At 72.5% G+C, this 15,000-nt stretch carries 23 protein-coding genes; 7 read left to right on the top strand and 16 right to left on the bottom strand.

Annotated features, from left to right (window positions below; genetic code table 11):
* Positions 1-5: 5 nt before the first annotated feature.
* The 14 genes from ABZ857_RS26410 to ABZ857_RS26345 form a co-directional block, all read right to left on the bottom strand.
* Positions 6-1,016, bottom strand: a complete 1,011-nt coding sequence (locus tag ABZ857_RS26410; protein WP_357047250.1) for a glycosyltransferase family 2 protein — start codon at positions 1,014-1,016, stop codon at positions 6-8.
* A complete protein-coding gene (locus ABZ857_RS26405) occupies positions 1,013-2,095 on the bottom strand; it encodes an iron-containing redox enzyme family protein (RefSeq protein WP_357047248.1) in 1,083 nt (360 codons plus the stop codon). Before ABZ857_RS26405 ends, ABZ857_RS26410 begins: the two co-directional genes overlap by 4 nt.
* Positions 2,095-2,832: a class I SAM-dependent methyltransferase gene (locus ABZ857_RS26400; RefSeq protein ID WP_357047246.1), complete on the bottom strand. Its 738-nt coding sequence runs from the start codon at positions 2,830-2,832 to the stop codon at positions 2,095-2,097. Before ABZ857_RS26400 ends, ABZ857_RS26405 begins: the two co-directional genes overlap by 1 nt.
* Before the next feature lie 49 nt (positions 2,833-2,881).
* On the bottom strand, positions 2,882-3,118 hold the full coding sequence (locus ABZ857_RS26395; protein WP_357047245.1) for a hypothetical protein: 237 nt from the start codon (positions 3,116-3,118) through the stop codon (positions 2,882-2,884).
* Between the two features lie 68 nt (positions 3,119-3,186).
* Positions 3,187-3,591 carry a gas vesicle protein K gene (locus ABZ857_RS26390; protein WP_357047243.1) on the bottom strand — a complete coding sequence of 135 codons (405 nt, stop codon included), beginning with the start codon at positions 3,589-3,591 and terminating at the stop codon, positions 3,187-3,189.
* Positions 3,578-3,892, bottom strand: a complete 315-nt coding sequence (locus ABZ857_RS26385; protein ID WP_357047241.1) for a gas vesicle protein — start codon at positions 3,890-3,892, stop codon at positions 3,578-3,580. The genes ABZ857_RS26390 and ABZ857_RS26385 overlap by 14 nt, the downstream gene beginning before the upstream one ends.
* A complete protein-coding gene (locus ABZ857_RS26380) occupies positions 3,889-4,863 on the bottom strand; it encodes a GvpL/GvpF family gas vesicle protein (protein WP_357047239.1) in 975 nt (324 codons plus the stop codon). Before ABZ857_RS26380 ends, ABZ857_RS26385 begins: the two co-directional genes overlap by 4 nt.
* Positions 4,856-5,404, bottom strand: a complete 549-nt coding sequence (locus ABZ857_RS26375) for a gas vesicle protein (protein ID WP_357047237.1) — start codon at positions 5,402-5,404, stop codon at positions 4,856-4,858. Before ABZ857_RS26375 ends, ABZ857_RS26380 begins: the two co-directional genes overlap by 8 nt.
* Positions 5,401-5,835, bottom strand: coding sequence for a gas vesicle protein GvpO (gene gvpO / locus ABZ857_RS26370; RefSeq protein WP_357047234.1), 435 nt, complete (start codon positions 5,833-5,835; stop codon positions 5,401-5,403). Before gvpO ends, ABZ857_RS26375 begins: the two co-directional genes overlap by 4 nt.
* A 6-nt stretch (positions 5,836-5,841) precedes the next feature.
* Entirely contained in the window at positions 5,842-6,075 is a 234-nt protein-coding gene (locus ABZ857_RS26365) for a gas vesicle protein GvpG (RefSeq protein WP_357047232.1), read from the bottom strand.
* Positions 6,076-6,094: 19 nt separating this feature from the next.
* Complete coding sequence (locus ABZ857_RS26360; RefSeq protein ID WP_357047230.1) at positions 6,095-6,886, bottom strand: GvpL/GvpF family gas vesicle protein; 792 nt, start codon at positions 6,884-6,886, stop codon at positions 6,095-6,097.
* Position 6,887: 1 nt separating this feature from the next.
* Entirely contained in the window at positions 6,888-7,301 is a 414-nt protein-coding gene (gvpJ, locus tag ABZ857_RS26355) for a gas vesicle protein GvpJ (protein WP_357047228.1), read from the bottom strand.
* Positions 7,302-7,442: 141 nt separating this feature from the next.
* On the bottom strand, positions 7,443-8,855 hold the full coding sequence (locus tag ABZ857_RS26350) for an SRPBCC family protein (RefSeq protein ID WP_357047226.1): 1,413 nt from the start codon (positions 8,853-8,855) through the stop codon (positions 7,443-7,445).
* A gap of 6 nt (positions 8,856-8,861) precedes the next feature.
* Entirely contained in the window at positions 8,862-9,431 is a 570-nt protein-coding gene (locus ABZ857_RS26345; protein ID WP_357047224.1) for a hypothetical protein, read from the bottom strand.
* Between the two features lie 334 nt (positions 9,432-9,765).
* On the opposite strand from ABZ857_RS26345, the gene ABZ857_RS26340 reads away from it, so the two are divergent.
* From ABZ857_RS26340 to ABZ857_RS26315, 6 genes are read left to right on the top strand one after another with little or no spacing between them, the layout of a single operon-like run.
* Positions 9,766-10,242, top strand: a complete 477-nt coding sequence (locus tag ABZ857_RS26340; RefSeq protein WP_357047222.1) for an Asp23/Gls24 family envelope stress response protein — start codon at positions 9,766-9,768, stop codon at positions 10,240-10,242.
* Positions 10,239-10,664: a hypothetical protein gene (locus ABZ857_RS26335; RefSeq protein WP_357047220.1), complete on the top strand. Its 426-nt coding sequence runs from the start codon at positions 10,239-10,241 to the stop codon at positions 10,662-10,664. Before ABZ857_RS26340 ends, ABZ857_RS26335 begins: the two co-directional genes overlap by 4 nt.
* A 2-nt stretch (positions 10,665-10,666) precedes the next feature.
* Entirely contained in the window at positions 10,667-10,852 is a 186-nt protein-coding gene (locus ABZ857_RS26330) for a hypothetical protein (protein WP_357047218.1), read from the top strand.
* Entirely contained in the window at positions 10,849-11,208 is a 360-nt protein-coding gene (locus ABZ857_RS26325; RefSeq protein ID WP_357047216.1) for an Asp23/Gls24 family envelope stress response protein, read from the top strand. Before ABZ857_RS26330 ends, ABZ857_RS26325 begins: the two co-directional genes overlap by 4 nt.
* Complete coding sequence (locus ABZ857_RS26320) at positions 11,183-11,788, top strand: DUF6286 domain-containing protein (protein WP_357047214.1); 606 nt, start codon at positions 11,183-11,185, stop codon at positions 11,786-11,788. The genes ABZ857_RS26325 and ABZ857_RS26320 overlap by 26 nt, the downstream gene beginning before the upstream one ends.
* Before the next feature lie 17 nt (positions 11,789-11,805).
* Positions 11,806-12,381 (top strand): alkaline shock response membrane anchor protein AmaP, encoded by a 576-nt coding sequence (locus tag ABZ857_RS26315; RefSeq protein WP_357047212.1) that lies wholly within the window; start codon positions 11,806-11,808, stop codon positions 12,379-12,381.
* Between the two features lie 51 nt (positions 12,382-12,432).
* Here the strand turns inward: ABZ857_RS26315 and ABZ857_RS26310 are convergent, their stop codons facing one another.
* Both ABZ857_RS26310 and ABZ857_RS26305 read right to left on the bottom strand, forming a co-directional pair.
* Positions 12,433-13,254: a hypothetical protein gene (locus ABZ857_RS26310; protein WP_357047210.1), complete on the bottom strand. Its 822-nt coding sequence runs from the start codon at positions 13,252-13,254 to the stop codon at positions 12,433-12,435.
* A gap of 67 nt (positions 13,255-13,321) precedes the next feature.
* Positions 13,322-13,684, bottom strand: coding sequence for a DUF488 family protein (locus ABZ857_RS26305; RefSeq protein ID WP_357047208.1), 363 nt, complete (start codon positions 13,682-13,684; stop codon positions 13,322-13,324).
* Between the two features lie 185 nt (positions 13,685-13,869).
* On the opposite strand from ABZ857_RS26305, the gene ABZ857_RS26300 reads away from it, so the two are divergent.
* Complete coding sequence (locus ABZ857_RS26300) at positions 13,870-15,000, top strand: cellulose binding domain-containing protein (RefSeq protein ID WP_357047206.1); 1,131 nt, start codon at positions 13,870-13,872, stop codon at positions 14,998-15,000.

Below are 15,000 nucleotides of genomic sequence, written 5' to 3'. Positions count from 1 at the left end.
CGCGCCTACCCGGTGGCGAGTGCCCGGCGGCGGAGCCGGCGCGTCGAGTGCGCGGCGACCCGCAGTCGCCGCCCCGCGTACGGCACGCCGCCGAGCACGAACCTGGCGGCGAGGGCCACCCAACTGCAGGTGGCACGTTCGATGACCCAGACCGGCGCGAAAAGGCCGGCGGTGGCGGGGAAGACCCGGCGGCCCCCGGCGCGGCGGCGTCCGATCTCCGCAAGGCCGACCGCCGCGACCGCGCCCGCCGCGATCAACTCCGGCCGGCGTCGCCACAGGGCCGCGCCCACGCAGGGGAGGACGGCGAGGAAGACCGCCATCCGCGCGGGCTGCGCCAGGTCGTCGTACGCCTGCCTGACCCGCTGGGACCAGAACCGGCGGGCGCCGGGCGGCAGGCGCCGCACGTACAGGTCGAGCGGGCGGACCTCCAGGCCGCCGTGGGCGCGGACCGTCCGGATGAGTTCCAGGTTCTCGAACAGCACGTCGCCGTCGTAGCCGCCCATCTTCTCGAACGTCGAGCGGCGTACGCCGAAGGTGCCCGGATAGTCCGCCCCGAGGCCGCGGTTGAGGAGGGTGCGGGCGGTGTCCCAGCGGGCGTGCCAGGGGAGCGGGTGGAAGTGGTTCTGCGGGCGGACGAGGTCGGCGTGGTCGAGCAGGGCACGGACCCGGGCGAGCGCGTCCGCGCCGTAGCGCACGTCGTCGTCGGCGATGACCACGTGCTCGCTCCTGGCGCGGCGCATGCCGGTGAGCACGCCCGCGACCTTGCCGTTCGCGACCTTCAGGTCGTCGTCGGGCCGCACGTGCTCGACGATGCCGCGCCACAGGCGCGCGTGCCGTTCGAACAGCGGCGGCGGCGACCCGTCGACCACCACGATCCGGGCGTGCCGGGCCAGGCCGCGCAGATAGCCGGTCAGCTCCGCCAGCCCGTCGTCGTCGTGCCAGCGCAGCGGCAGCACGTAGTCGATCTCCGCCGTCGCACGGCCCGATTCCGGCGGGGGCCGGCCCAGCGTGGTCATCGGGCCGTCGCCTCGGCCTCGGCCACCTCTGCATCGGCCACCTCTGCATCGGCCCGCCACAGGGAGGTGCGCCCCTCCCGCCAGCGGCCCAGCAGGTGCTCCGCGAAGAGCCGGTCGAGGGCCAGCGCGCAGGCGGCGCCGTACAGGATGTCACCGGTCAGGCCGGGGTGCTCGGCGGCGAACGCGCCGCACAGGTCGTGCGCGGCGATCTGCTCGTGTACGGCGTCGGCCTGCACGTGCTCGTCGTAGTAGCGGCGCGCGCCGGCGTCGCCGCCCAGCCGCCGCAGGCCATGGCTGTAGCGGCGGTTGGGGACCGACGAGGTCATCTCGAACGCCGCGAGGTGCCCGAGGAGCGCGCCCCGGCGGTGGCGGTGCAGCCCGAACAGCGACATGACGTTGCTGATCGCGAGCGTCACACCGGGGACGCCGCCCAGGTAGGCGCCGTAGGAGTCGTCGAGGCCGAGCCCCCGCATGGTCGCGCGGAACAGCTCGGCGTGCATGCGCTCGGGCCTGCCCCCGCCGTACTCGTCGGACTGGATCTCCACCAGCGCGGCCTTGGGCCGTCCGAGCAGGCGCGGGATGCCCCACGTGTGGGGGTCGGCCTCCTTGAGCTGGTAGATCGAGCGGTGGATCACGAACTCGCGGAACTGCCCGGCGCCGGCTCTGCCGCGCAGGTACGCCGACAGGGAGGGGCCGTCGTCGGCCGCCACCAGCGCCGCCAGGGCCCGGGGCACCTCCCGCGGCGGCGGAGCGGGCGGGCGGGGCACGCGCCGGGCCAGCCACCGCTCGAACCACCTCTCCAGACGCTCCCGCAGGGCCAGCACCGACGGGTTCCACTCCCAGCGGTCGTCGACGCCGTCGAAGCCCTGGTAGTGCAGCTCGTAACAGACGAACAGCGCGAGCTGGGCGTCCTCGTCGTCGAACGGGTCGCCGCACGGGCCTGCGCACGGGCCTGCGCACGGGTCTGCAAACGGGTCGCCGCGCGGGTTGCCGGGCGGCGGGCCGAAGGCGTGCGGCGGCCGGGCCAGCTCGGCGAAGAGCCGGTCGGTGAGGGGGCCTCGGGGCGCGGGCAACTGCATCAGCTCTCCAGCAGGCGGTAGACGGACACGTGGGCGCGGCTGTCGTCGGTGAACGGGGTGCCGGACCAGTCGGCCCACCGGTGCTCCCGCTCCATCCCGGCGAGGCGGGCCATCAGATCCAGCTCGCACGGCCAGGCGTAGCGGTGGTTGGCCGGCAGCAACCGCAGGCCGTCCGCGGTCATCCGCAGTCTCGTGGTGTGCATGAACTGCTCGGCCGGGCTCAGCCGGGCGGCCTCGACGACGACCTCGTCCTCGCCGAGTGACAGCAGCCGCAGCGACGTCCGGTCGCGGAAGGCCGCGGGATCCGGCACCCACGCCTCCACCACGAAGCGCCCTCCAGGCCGCAGATGGGCCGCCGCGTTGTGGAAGCACCGCACCTGGGCGTCCTGGGAGGGCAGCGCGAAGACGGTGTTGAAGGCCAGCAGGACGAGCGCGAACCGCCCTTCGACCCGCACCTCGGAGAAGTCGCCCACGGTCACCGGGACGCGGTCTCCGCCGGGCTTGCCCCGCAGGACCGCCAGCATGTCGGCCGACCCGTCGACGCCCGCCACGGCCAGGCCGCGGGCGGCGAGAGGGAGCGCCAGCCTGCCGGTGCCGATCCCGAACTCCAGGACCGGCCCGCCCTCGGCGAGCCGGAAGACGCGCTCCACCGCCGGACCGGTGGGCAGGTGCTCCACCATCTCGTCGTAGACGTCCGCGATCGCCCGCCCGTACGCGGACGCATCGAACTCCCCCATACGTTCCCCCCACACGACCGGCACGCGCCACGGGGCCACCGGTCGGCCGTCACGCCCCCAGGTCGCGGGCGACCGTGTCGAGCCGGTCCGCGAGCTCGCCGAGCCGCCGGTCGTCCACCGGGCCGTCTCCCAGCAGGCTCCGCAGGTCACGCCGGCTGGCGATCACCAGGCCCTCGGCGCGCGGCTCCGGCACGACCTCGCACCGCCCGCCCACCAGCACCAGCGTCGCGTCGGGCGACGGCGACTCCAGCAGCGCACGGACCTCGTCCCGGCCCACGACACTCATGACAGCTCCCTCCGGCCCCGATCGACCCCCTCCGACTACCCCTGCGACCTGGCCGTACACACCCATGCTCACCCGGTGTCTGTAGGCAGCAGCGTGCCGAGGGGCCCAAGGTCGAGGTTGAGGTCGGACGGTGAGACGTCGAACCGCTCGCACAGCTCGGTCATGGCCTCCTCCAGGCGCATCAGCGTCAGGCCGAGCGTCTCGACCTGCTCGTCGGACAGGTCGCCCTGGTCCATTCGCCGGATGGCCTGCCGCTCCACGAGCTGGCGCACCAGCTCGACGAGCGTCAGCACGAGACGGCTCAGGTCGCGCCGGACCGCCTCCGGGTCGGTGTTCAGCCGCCAGGGGCTGCCCCGCCCGGGTTCCGCGCTGTCCTCCCATGGGTCCGCGCCGCCCGCCTCGGTATCCACGCCCATCCGCCACGGCCCCGCCGCGCTGTCCCACGGATCGCTCCTGGCCTCACCACCGGTCATCCTGGCTCTCCCTCCTGCCGCCGAGGTCGTCCGTCCCCCGCCCGCCCTCGTACGGCTCGCCGAGCGGGTCGAACGGCTCGGTGCCGCGTACGGAGCCGAGCAGCGCCCGCAGGGAGATGCGGACGAGGTCGATGTCGGCGATCGACAGCACGATGTCACCGGTGATCACCACGCCGCCCGCGAGCAGCCGATCGAGCAGGTCGACGAGCGCCACGCGCTCAGGCGGCAGGCGGCCCTCGGCGGCGAGGGCGGCGCCCCGCGGCCGCTCCGGCAGGTACGCCGGGGTCCCGCCGGGCGTCATCGCACGCCCCCGGCCCGGCCCGCCCCGAGGTCGATCGAGGTGAAGGAGTAGGGCGCCCACGGGCCGGTGAGCTCCACGTCGAGGAACCGGTCGCGGAAGCCGCCGAGCACCGCGGCGAACTCCTCCTCGCGGGCCGGATCCACCAGGTAGGCGCCGTTGAGCACCATCGACTCGCTCCGCCCGGACAGGTGGGGGTCCTGCGGGCGGTGGCGGCGGCTCGCCACGGCGACCTGTCCCAGCTCGGCGTGCAGGCGCTCGGCCCGCTCGGCCGCCGCCCGCCACAGGTCCTCCCTGCCGCGCAGGTTCTCCTTCTTCCGGCGCAGGTACGCCATGCCGGGGCTGTCGCCACCGGCCGGGGTGGCGGCCGAAGGCTCCGGCGAGGGGGACGGCGAGGGGGGCGGCGAGGGGGGCGGCGAGGGGGGCGGCGTCTCCCGGCTCTCCCGGCGCAGGTATGCCTTGACGCCCCACTCCCGGCGTCCCGCGACATGCGAGAGGATCTCCGCGAAGTCGTCGTGCCGCCGGTCGAGGAGATCGCGGACCTGCTCGTCGCCGGTGTAGACGGTTACGAGGCGCACGGGGGCGGTCGGCCCGGCCGCCGCCAGCGCCTCGACGACCCGGTGGTGGGCGCGGGCGACTCCCTCCACCCAGTCCAGGTCCTCCAGCGAGCGGCGCAGCGGTTCCTCGCCGAACCGGTCGAGGGGCACGTCGCTGACGTGGGCCACGAGCCCGCCGTGCGGCACGGGCCGCACCGCGCCGTCCACGACGCCGCGCAGGTCACGAGGGGGCTCCCCGCCGGACGTCACCGCGTACAGGTAGACCCCCTGGCCGGGACCGCCCGAGGTGGCGCTCTCGCCCGCCGTGCGGGGGTCGCCGCCCCACGTCTCATCGGTCTCGCGAGGGTTGTGCAGGACAGGCGCCTCTTCCGCCCGGTGCGGCGGGGCGGAGGGAGCGGCGGGACGGTTCTCACTCATGGCCGGGCTCCGTTCCGCCGGGCCGGCCGAGCCGCCGGGCGCGGGCCTCGGCCTGGCTGTCGCCTCGCCGTTCGCCGGGCCACTCGCCCGCGCGCTCGCCTCGCCGTTCGCCCGGCCGTTCGTACGCCTGCTCGCCCGCGCGCTCGCCTCGCCGTTCGCCCGGCCGTTCGCGCGCGTGCTCGCCCGGTTCGAGTTCCGTCCGCTCCTCCCAGGCGAGCAGGCGCTCCTCGACCGCGCTCAGGCGCTCGCGGAGCCGGCGGTTCTCCTCGACCAGTTCGCGGTCCCTGCCGCTGAGCCACGGGTCGCGCTCCCACCAGTCGATGCCGATCTCCCGCGCGGTGTCGACCGAGGCGATGACCAGCCGCAGCTTGATCGTCAGCAGCTCGATCTCCAGCAGGTTCACCCGGATGTCGCCGGCGATCACGACACCCCGGTCGAGCACGCGTTCCAGGATGTCGCCCAGGTTGGTCGACTCCCGGCCCATGACGGCCGGCGGCGCGTACGACTCGCGCAGGACGGGACGCGAGCGGGGATCGGTCATAGCCCACCGCCGTAGGCGCCCGTGCCGCGCCGGTAGGTCCGGGTGCGGCGGTAGGACATGAGGTTCCCCTCGTCGTCCACCTGGCATTCGTAGATCGACAGCATGTCGCTGGTGGACGGGATCCTGCGGTCCTCGACGACCTCGACGTCCACCACCCAGCCGTTCTCCACCGGTTCCACCATCGTGACCCCCTCCGTGTCCTTGGAGGTCAGGTCCGCGATGTAGCGCAGGCCGAGCCGGCCGGCGGACACCGCGTTCAACGCGGCCCGGCGCCGGCGCGGCTCGGCACCGCGCTCATCCCTGCGCTCGTCCTCGTCTTCGCCCTCGGACTCGTCGTACGGCCCGTCCTCCTCGACGGGCACGCCGGAGGAGGCCCGCCGCCCGTACGGCGCGGCGTCCTCGTCGTAACGGGTTCTCCGCCGGGGAGGCATGGACGATCACCCCCTCCGCGGGCCGCTCATGAGCCTGAGGATCTCTTCCACGGCCTGGGCCTCCTCCTCTTCGGAGATCTGGCCCGAGCGCCTGGCCTCCTCGATGGCCTCCAGCCGCCGCCGGACCGCTGCCGGATCCCTCAGTTCATGCTCGACCTGCTGCTGGATCAGCTCGCCCAGCCGGATGACGCCGTTGATCGGGGCGAGCGGCCAGGTGAACAGCAGGCTGATCAGTCCCACGGCGGCCTCCCCTCATGAGTCAGGTGGTGACGAAGTCGTACGGCGCCATCGGCCCGAGCAGCCGGACCTCGACCCGGTCTCCCCACTCGGAGCGCAGCTCCCCGACGGCGCGTTCGATGTCGGCCTGGCGGTCGTTCTCCACGAGGAACGCGACGTGCGCGGCGTCCCGCTCGTGGCTGGGGTCCCGGACCACCGCGCCGACGGTGAAGGGCTCGAAGCGCTCGACGACCGCCTGGGTGTCGGCCTCCCGCTTCGCGGCGATGATCTGGGTGATCAGCTCGCCGAGCCGGATCCGCTCGCCTCGCGTCACCTCTTCCGGCAACTGCCTGATCCGTTCCCGCAGCTGCCTGGCCTCGGCGTTCTCCGTCAGCACCTCGACCAGCACCGGCTGCTCGGCGTACCGTGCCTTGAGCACGAACTGGGCCCGCCCTTCGATCTGCTTCAGGGCTGCCGCGAACGAGTCGTGATGCGGGGCCAGCAGCTCTTCGACGACCGCCTCCGGCGTGGTCATCACGGCGCCGAACCGCAGGGGAAGCACGGGGACCTCGGCCGCGGCCTCGTCGAGCAGCTGCTCGTGGGCCACCAGGTCCTGTGCGCGGCCGAGCGGGCGGTCCACGTCGACGTCGCTCACCAGAGCGGCGATCTCACCGTGTCTGACGATCGTGACCCGGCCGGGGGGATCGCCCACCCCGACGGCGTCCTCGCTGATCTCCACGTCCTCCGGGAGGATGCCGTAGACGTAGCACGCGGTGTTGCGCTGCGGGGCCTCGGCCCGGTCACCCGCCCCGGACTGCCTGATGGAGCCCGACATCTCAGTCATCCTCCTGTCGACGCCGGCGGGCACGCGGGGCGGGTTCCTCCGCGTAGCTCGCCATGAGGTCCTGCAGCTTCTCGCCGGCCGCCTCCAGCACGCCCTGCGCCACGCCCTTGGACTTGCCGCGCGCGATGCTCTGGGGCGCACTCGACAGGAGGTCGGGCAGCCCCTGCTGCTGGGATGCAAGATCCAGCCGATTCACCGCCTCGGCGAATCGGAGATAGGTGTCGACGCTCGCGACGACGACACGCACGTCGATGGTCAGAATCTCGATGCCGACCAGTGAGACCCGTACGTAGGCGTCGATCACGAGGCCCTTGTCCAGGATCGTGTCAATGACGTCGGCCAGGCCCGATCCCGACGACCGGCCCGGCAATCCGCCGCCACCCGCCGGTGGAACGGCTACCGTCATACGCTTCCCCTCCTCGGTTCCCTGTCGTGGTGTTTCCGATCCCTCGCCCCGCCCGCCGTCGTCGCGGCGTACGGGCGGCCGCTCCACTGGTTGCCTGCAATTGCGTGCCTGCTATTGCGGGGCCGGCTGTTGCGGGGCTGGCTATTGCGGGGGACGGCGGCGCCGGACGAGGGGACGGCGGCGCACCGGCTGCTCCTCCCCTGCGTGGGCCTCGCCCGTCTCCTCGGGCTCCTCGCCCCTGCGGCCCTGCTCGCCCCTCCGAAGTGGCTGTTCGCCTTCGCCCCGCTCGGCCTCCGCCCCACGCCGCCGGACCGGCGCCCGCGTGCCACGCCCCTCGGGTTCGGCCGCGCGCCTCCCGGCGACCGGCGGCCCGGCCCGCCCGCCCGGCGCGGCGCCCGCGTAGGCGGGCCTGCGCGCCCGCTCGGGCTCCTCTTCCTCTTCCTCTTCCTCTTCCTCCTCGTACGGCTCCTCCTCTTCGGCTCCCTCTTCTGCAGCGCCCTCTTCTTCGGGGGCCTCTTCTTCGGGGGCCTCCTCCTCGAACTCCTCGGCTTCCTCGCGCTCCTCGCGCAGCGCCGTCTCGTGGTCCTTGACGACCTCGCTGTCGCGGATCTCGCCCCGCCAGCCCTCGATCTCGTCGGGACGCAGCAGGGCGTTGGTCATGACGTGCCGTTTGAAGTGCTTGAACTCCAGCCGGACCCGGCGGCCCTGGGCCCGCCACAGGTTGCCGACACGCTCGAAGAAGCCCTGCGGGTGATACTCGACGACGAGCAGGACCCGGGTCAGTTCGGGAGTGATCTCGTGGAAGGTCACCGAGCCGTCCGGGAAGCCCTTCGGTCCCTGCGACCGCCAGATGATCCTGCTGTCGGGGACCTGCTCGACGATCGTCGACTCCCACGTGCGGTGAGACCAGAAGACCTGCGCCTTCCACCCGAGCTTCTCGTCGGACTTCTGCTCGACGGTCTCGACCTTCTTCATGAAGCTCGGGAAGTCCTCGAACTGCGTCCACTGGTTGTAGACCAGGCGGATCGGCGCGCCGATGTCGAGCGACTCGACGATGTTGGTGACCTTGAGCTTCTTGCCCTTGCCGGCCTTGCCCCCGCCGCCGCCTCTGCCGAACAGGCCCTTGATCTTCTCCTTGCCGTACGCCATGAGGGCCGCGCGTACGGGGTGGCCGCCCCCGCCGTCCTCGGTGAGAGCGTGGGTGAGAGCGCCGAGCAGGCCGCCTCCGCCCGTCGCGCCGAGCCGGTCGGCCGCCGCCCTGAGCAGTTCCCGGGCGTCCCGCCCGCGGGTGAGACCGCCGAGCAGCCCGCCGAGGGCCTCCCGTCCGCCGCCCTCTTTCCCGGTGAGCGCGGTGAACAGCCCGGAGCCGCCGTGCTCCACGTAGTCCGTGAGACGGCCGGCCAGACCGTCTATCCTCTCGGCGACCCGGGACAACGCGCGCTCGGCCACGGCCGTGGCGAGGTTCTGGAACTCCTGCCCGAGCCGTTGGGTGGGCAACGCCCCCTCCTCCGGCGGCCGAGTGCCCTGAACTCGTTCCCGCGTCTGTTCGGTCATCGGGTCTCACCTCCTCCGCAGCACGGGACGGGTGGGACGGATCCGGGGCCGGCGCCGCTCCTCGGGTTCGGGCTCCTCTGCCTCCTCCTCGTACGGCTCCTCCTCGTACTCCTCTTCCTCTTCGTAGGCCTCTTCTGGCTCGCGCTCGGGCTCGCGCTGCGGCGGGCGGCGGCGGGGCACCCGGCGGCGGCCCTCCTCCGGACGCTCCTTCTCCTTCTGCTCTTCCTCTTCCTCCTCCGCGGCCCGGCTCCGGCCCTTGGGCTGCCGGAGCGCCTCGGCGCGTTCGTGCAGCTTGTCGCTCAGGTTGTCGATCTGGCGGCTGGTGGCGCGCATGGCCGCCGCCTTCCCGATGTCCAGCAGGTCGCCGCGCACGCGTTCGGTGATCTTGCCGAGGTCGGGGGCGGCGCCGCCCAGGATCTTGGGGACCTGTTCGAGGAGGGCGCCGGCGGCTCCCTCTCCCTTGAGGCGGGCGGCGAGGATGGCCAGCGCGAGCACCAGCGCCAGGCGCAGCTTGTGGTGCCGGCCGAGGTAGTAGCCCGCGATGACAGCCAGGGCCACCTTCAGTCCGTCTTTCATGATTGCGCCTCCTACTGGCCGCCCCCGAAGCGCCGTTCCGAACAGCCGCCGGTCTCGCCGTCCGGCGCTGCGATCCGACTGAACGGTATGAATGCCCTAGACGGGCACATAAAAACTTGATCTCGTACATACCGGGCAGTTTTGGTCGGACTTGATCCCCGCCTTAGGGCTGTCCGTCCTGACCCTCGCCGGGCTCGCCGCTCTTGGTGTGCCGGAGGGGGTCCGATGACCCAACCTCGCCCCACCTCGGATGATTACTGTGGGCAAACCGGGTATCACGGGCGTGTATCGACGGTAAGCGGTATGTACCGCGCGCTCGAAGCGGGGGAGTCACATGACCGAGACCAGAACGTCGACCGCGACCGTCGAGCAGGCACCCGGGCGGTCCCTCGGGACGCAGGGCGGCTCCAGCCTGGTCACGGAGCGGGGCCGCACCACGATCGCCGACGAGGTGGTCGCGAAGATCGCCGGCATGGCGGCTCGCGAGATCGACGGAGTCCACGACTTCGGCACCGGCACGGCCCGCGCGTTCGGCGCGATCAGGGGGGCGCTCGGCGGGGAGGACGGCGTCACCCGGGGCATGTCGGTCGAGGTCGGCGAGCGGCAGGCCGCCGTGGACATCCACCTCATCGTCGAGTACGGCGTCGCGATCCCCGACCTCGCGCAGGCGGTGCGGAGTCACGTGATCCGCGCGGTGGAGCGCATGTGCGGGCTGGAGGTCACCGAGGTCAACATCGCGGTCGACGACGTCCACCTGCCGAGGCAGCAGGAGCCACAGGCACCCGCGGACGGGGAGCCGCGGGTCCAATGAGCGCCGTTCCGGAGAGTGCGGGGGCGGAACGCGGGCACCGGCGGGTCCCGGTGCCCGAGCACGCAGGGCACGGCTCCCCGGAAGGCCCGCCGCCACAGCGGCACGCGGGAGCGGGGCGGGAGGGCGAGGAACGTGCGGTCTCCGCCCGCCGGATCGCGGACCGCGTGCTGTCGTGTCCCGACGTCGCCGACCTGTCGCGGGGGCCGTTCGGCGTGGTCGCGACGCACCTGCCCGGTGGTCTCGTCCCCGGCGTCGCCGTACGGGACGACGCCATCGAGGTCGACATCGTCGCCCGGTACGGCAGGCCCTTCCCGGAGATCGCCGACCTGGTGCGCGACGCGATCGGCGACCTGGCGGCCGGCCGCAGGGTGGACGTGACGATCGCCGACGTGGTCACAGACGACGGCGGAAGGAAGGAATGATCATGGAAGGCTATCCGCTCTGGGGTCTCGCGGGGCTGCTGTTCGGCACGGTGCTGGGGGTGGTCGGTGCCTTCGGCGGTCTCGCCGCGTTCATCATCGTCCTGGTCCTCGGCATCGTCGGGTTCCTCGTCGGCCTGGTGCTCGAAGGCGGCGTACACCTGCCGCAGATGCACCCGAGACGGCAGTGAGCGCGCCCGCGGCGCGCGGGACGACGATCTCGGACCGCGCCTTCAGCAGGATCGCCGAGGAGCTGGCGAGCGAGGACGAGCACGTGACCGGCCGGCCCCACGTGTCGGCGTCGGTGTGCGGGGCGGTCGCGGCGGTCCACTGCGACCTGGCCGTGCGTTATCCGGCGCCGGTGCCGCGGCTGGCCGCGAGGATCCGCGACCACGTCCGGCGGCGCCTGCGCGAGCTCACCGGCATCGCCGTGGAGAACGTGGACATCGAGGTCGTGGAGCTGGTGCCCGAGCGGAAGCCCGGGCGCAAGCCCGTGTCAAGGCCTGAGCGGAGGGGTGGCGATGAGCGAAGGCCGAGGCCCGTCTGAGAAGCTGCCGCGCTTCGTCCCGATGCGGGGGTTCGGGGGCGGAGCCGGCCGCGCCTTCCGGCCGAGCCGGGGGCTGCCGGCCGTGGTCGCCGCCCTCGCGTTGCTGGCGGTCGGCGGGCTGACCGCCGTCCACGTGGTCTCCGAGCTGCTGGGGCTCCCCGTGAGGCTCGTGCCGTACGACCAGTGGGCCCGCTGGGCGAGCACCACGGCCTGGGACGATGCCCGGGTCCTCGCGGTGGCCTCCGCGCTGGCCCTGATCGGCCTGGTGCTGATACTGATCGCGGCCGTCCCCGGCCGTGGGCGGATGGTCGCGCTGCGCACCGGGGACCCCGACCTGGTGGTCGGCCTGCCGCGCCGCGCGCTGGCGCGGGCGCTGAGAGTCAGGGCGAACCAGGTGGACGGCGTGCGCTCGGCCGGGGCGCGGATGCGCGGCTGGCACGCGGACGTGTCGGTCCGAACGGACCTGCGCGACACGACTGCGCTCGGGGAGCGCGTGCGTGCGGCCGTCGAGGACGAGCTGGCCCGGCTCGCCCCCGCCCACCGCGTCTCGCTGAACCTGCGCGTCCACGGCCCGTCCTAGGCGAAGGAGGCAGGACCGTGAAGACGAGATCGGGCAAGGGCAACCGAGCGGGCCTGGCGTTGTTCGGCCTGGTCCTGCTGGCCGCGGGCGGCCTCGCGCTCGCGCGGGCGCTGGGCGCGTTCGGCGGCGCCGCGGTGCGGGGGCCGGTGGTGGACGCCGGGGCCAGGAACCTGGCGGCGACGGCGCCGTGGTTCTGGCCGGTCGTGGCCGCCATCGCATTCGTGATCGGGCTCATCGGATTGGCCTGGCTGCTGGCGCTGCTGCGGGTCGACCGGCCGCGTCGGCTGCGCCTGGAGTCGGACACGTCCGGGGTGACCGAGGTCGACGCGCATCCCGCGAGCGAGGCCCTGGCCGAGCAGGTCAGCGCTTATCCGGAGGTGCGCAGGGCGCACGCCGTGCTGCGCGGCCCGTCCGACGACCCGCACCTCGACCTCGGCATTTCCGCCGTGGAACCGGCCGACCTCGGGGCACTGGTCACGCGGTTGCACGACGAGGCCGTCCCGGACCTGCGCACCACACTCGGCCTGCGCCGCCTCCCGGCGATGGTCCGGCTCGACCTCACCGGCGGCCGCCGGACCCGCGAGGTCCACTGAGCGAGCCCGCGGTGGAGGGCGGTCCACCTGGTGTGCCGCCCTCCGCGGTCGTCACAGGTCGTTCTTGGTGCTACAGGTAACGATGAAGGTGCCCTGGCCGAGGCCCTGGTAGGGGGAGGAGAGCTCCACCTTGAAGTAGCCGCTCTCCGACACGCCCGTGCTGTATCGGGTGCTGATGGTCTTCTCCTGTGCCCCGGTCGAGGTGAAGGTGGTGCTCCCGGCGCCGAGGTACACCCACTGGTTGCGGGTCAGGTTGCTCCGGCGGTACCAGCGGTAGCCGACGGTGGAGGGGCCGTCGGTCACGGTGAGCTTCGCGCTGAGCGTGAGCTCGGCGAGCCGGCCAGCGCCGCACACCTCGTTCTCGTCGGTGCGCTGCTTGCTGATGTCGGACACCGTCGGCTTGACGCAGACCGTGTCGAACACCGCGTTCTGGGTCTCGGGAACGCCGGCCGGCTCGACGACTCTGAGGCGCATGTAGCCCCTGAGACTCGTCGCTCGGACGAAGCCGTTGACGACCGTCTTGGTTCCTGGCGCGTCGAACGTCACGGAGACGGGCTCGGGACCGGGCCAGGGCATCTCCTGCTGGTTGACCCAGACGTACTTCACGGTCATCGGCGCGGAGACGGTGATATTCGCTGAAACCTGGTGACTCAGGCCGAACTCCGTCTCGTCGCACGGGCCGGTGTAGGCGGACGGGGTGACCTGCATCTGCGACGCGATCACCCCCGGGTTCGCCGCCGGAGTGGGGCTGGGCTCCGTGGTCGCCGTGACCGCCGCCTGTGCGGCCGTCTGCTGCACGGGTACGGCGAGGAGCAGCCCCGCCAGCAGCACACCGGCGGTCCCGAGCCTTCGGAGGAACGCTGGACGTCTCACATGACACCTCGTTGTGTGATCGGAAGGCGCCCATGGTCTCCGGCCCGAATGGGAGCCAGCTTGCGGATCACTGCAACGAGTGGCCGGACAGGACCTCGGCGAGGACGGCGGCCTGGCTGTGCTCGACGTCCCTGGTCGCGGTGAGCAGGGTCAGCGGCCCGCTCTCCATGAGACGCCGCAGCCGGTCGAGGGCGGCGTGCCGCTCCGGATCGTCCAGCTCCGCCAGGTAGCGGCTGCGGAACTCGCCGAACCTCTCGGGGACGTGGCCATACCAGGAGCGCAGGGCGCCGGACGGCGCCACGTCCTTGAGCCATTCGTCCAGATGGGCGGCCTCCTTGGTGAGGCCGCGCGGCCACACCCGGTCGACCAGCACCCGTGTCCCGTCCCCGGGCGCGGGGTCCTCGTACACGCGGCGAACCGTGACGGACATCGCCCCCACCTCCTCCTGCAGCCATACTCCCCAGCGAGTGGTCGCGTACGCCGGCGGCCGGACAGCGCGTGTAACTGAAAGTTTCACTTTCCGTAAGGGCGTTGTCGCTGGTCGGGGTTTCGTCCATGTTGTCGATCAAATCGGCCCATGTCGCCCGCCTTGGCCCCATGTCTATGGTCCGGGACATGAAGATGCGAATGATCACGGCGGGCCTCGTCATGCTCGGCTCGGTCGCCGCGTCGCTCGTCGTCGGTCAGGCGGCGCACGCGGACACGACGATCTGCGAGAAGTACGGCTCCACCACGATTCAGGGCGGCAAGTACGTCGTCATCAACAACAACTGGGGCGATGACACGCAGCAGTGCATCAACGTCACCAGCACCGGCTTCTCGGTGACGCAGGCCTCGCACAACAAGCCGCAGAACGGCGCCCCGGGGTCGTACCCCGCTGTGTACGCCGGCTGCCACTACGCCAACTGCTCCAGCGGCAGCGGCCTGCCCCTGCAGGTGAGCAACAGCCAGTTCAACTCCGTGCAGACCAGCGTCAGCATGACCTACCCGGGCTCGGGGGTCTACGACGCCGCGTACGACATCTGGTTCGACCCGACGCCTCGCAAGGACGGCCAGAACACCGGCGCCGAGCTCATGGTCTGGCTGAACCACACCGGCTCGATCCAGCCGGTCGGCTCGAAGGTCGGCACGGTCAACCTCGCCGGCGCCACCTGGGACGTCTGGTACGGCAACAGCGGATGGAACGTCGTCTCCTACGTCCGCACCTCGCCGACGAACTCGATCAGCTTCGCCGTACGGACCTTCTTCGACGACATGGTGAACCGGGGCTACGGCCAGCGGTCGTGGTACCTGACCAGCGTCCAGGCCGGGTTCGAGCCCTGGGTGGGCGGCACCGGCCTCGCGGTCAACAACTTCTCCTACAGCATCGGCGGCACGGTTCCCACCGACCCGTCGCCGTCGCCCACCGTCAGCCCGACCCCCGGCAACGGCGGCGGCGCCTGCCGGGTGAGCTACAGCAAGAACGAGTGGCAGGGCGGCTTCACCGGCAACGTGACGGTCACCAACACGTCCTCCAGCCCGGTGAACGGCTGGACCGTCGGCTTCTCCTTCCCGAACGACCAGAAGATCACCGGCTACTGGAGCGCCGACGTGACCCAGAGCGGGTCGTCGGTGACCGCGAAGAACCTGTCCTACAACGGGTCGATCCCGGCCGGCGGCAACGTCTCGTTCGGCTTCCAGGGCACCTGGAGCGGCTCGAACGGCAACCCGACCGGCTTCACGCTGAACGGCACCCGCTGCTCCTGA

It is taken from the genome of Microbispora sp. NPDC046933, from assembly GCF_040644635.1.
GTDB lineage: Bacteria > Actinomycetota > Actinomycetes > Streptosporangiales > Streptosporangiaceae > Microbispora.
This window is presented reverse-complemented; position numbering and strand designations above follow the sequence as displayed.

Bases quoted from the DNA above. Each gene is read 5' to 3' on its own strand.
- gvpJ (WP_357047228.1), bottom strand. From the start codon at position 7,301: ATGACGGTAGCCGTTCCACCGGCGGGTGGCGGCGGATTGCCGGGCCGG.
- ABZ857_RS26305 (WP_357047208.1), bottom strand. From the start codon at position 13,684: ATGTCCGTCACGGTTCGCCGCGTGTACGAGGACCCCGCGCCCGGGGAC.
- ABZ857_RS26300 (WP_357047206.1), top strand. From the start codon at position 13,870: ATGAAGATGCGAATGATCACGGCGGGCCTCGTCATGCTCGGCTCGGTC.
- ABZ857_RS26410 (WP_357047250.1), bottom strand. From the start codon at position 1,016: ATGACCACGCTGGGCCGGCCCCCGCCGGAATCGGGCCGTGCGACGGCG.
- ABZ857_RS26405 (WP_357047248.1), bottom strand. From the start codon at position 2,095: ATGCAGTTGCCCGCGCCCCGAGGCCCCCTCACCGACCGGCTCTTCGCC.
- ABZ857_RS26340 (WP_357047222.1), top strand. From the start codon at position 9,766: ATGACCGAGACCAGAACGTCGACCGCGACCGTCGAGCAGGCACCCGGG.
- ABZ857_RS26395 (WP_357047245.1), bottom strand. From the start codon at position 3,118: ATGAGTGTCGTGGGCCGGGACGAGGTCCGTGCGCTGCTGGAGTCGCCG.
- ABZ857_RS26375 (WP_357047237.1), bottom strand. From the start codon at position 5,404: ATGACCGATCCCCGCTCGCGTCCCGTCCTGCGCGAGTCGTACGCGCCG.
- ABZ857_RS26385 (WP_357047241.1), bottom strand. From the start codon at position 3,892: ATGACGCCCGGCGGGACCCCGGCGTACCTGCCGGAGCGGCCGCGGGGC.
- ABZ857_RS26400 (WP_357047246.1), bottom strand. From the start codon at position 2,832: ATGGGGGAGTTCGATGCGTCCGCGTACGGGCGGGCGATCGCGGACGTC.
- ABZ857_RS26380 (WP_357047239.1), bottom strand. From the start codon at position 4,863: ATGAGTGAGAACCGTCCCGCCGCTCCCTCCGCCCCGCCGCACCGGGCG.
- ABZ857_RS26345 (WP_357047224.1), bottom strand. From the start codon at position 9,431: ATGAAAGACGGACTGAAGGTGGCCCTGGCTGTCATCGCGGGCTACTAC.
- ABZ857_RS26320 (WP_357047214.1), top strand. From the start codon at position 11,183: ATGAGCGAAGGCCGAGGCCCGTCTGAGAAGCTGCCGCGCTTCGTCCCG.
- ABZ857_RS26390 (WP_357047243.1), bottom strand. From the start codon at position 3,591: ATGACCGGTGGTGAGGCCAGGAGCGATCCGTGGGACAGCGCGGCGGGG.
- ABZ857_RS26335 (WP_357047220.1), top strand. From the start codon at position 10,239: ATGAGCGCCGTTCCGGAGAGTGCGGGGGCGGAACGCGGGCACCGGCGG.
- gvpO (WP_357047234.1), bottom strand. From the start codon at position 5,835: ATGCCTCCCCGGCGGAGAACCCGTTACGACGAGGACGCCGCGCCGTAC.
- ABZ857_RS26330 (WP_357047218.1), top strand. From the start codon at position 10,667: ATGGAAGGCTATCCGCTCTGGGGTCTCGCGGGGCTGCTGTTCGGCACG.
- ABZ857_RS26350 (WP_357047226.1), bottom strand. From the start codon at position 8,855: ATGACCGAACAGACGCGGGAACGAGTTCAGGGCACTCGGCCGCCGGAG.
- ABZ857_RS26360 (WP_357047230.1), bottom strand. From the start codon at position 6,886: ATGTCGGGCTCCATCAGGCAGTCCGGGGCGGGTGACCGGGCCGAGGCC.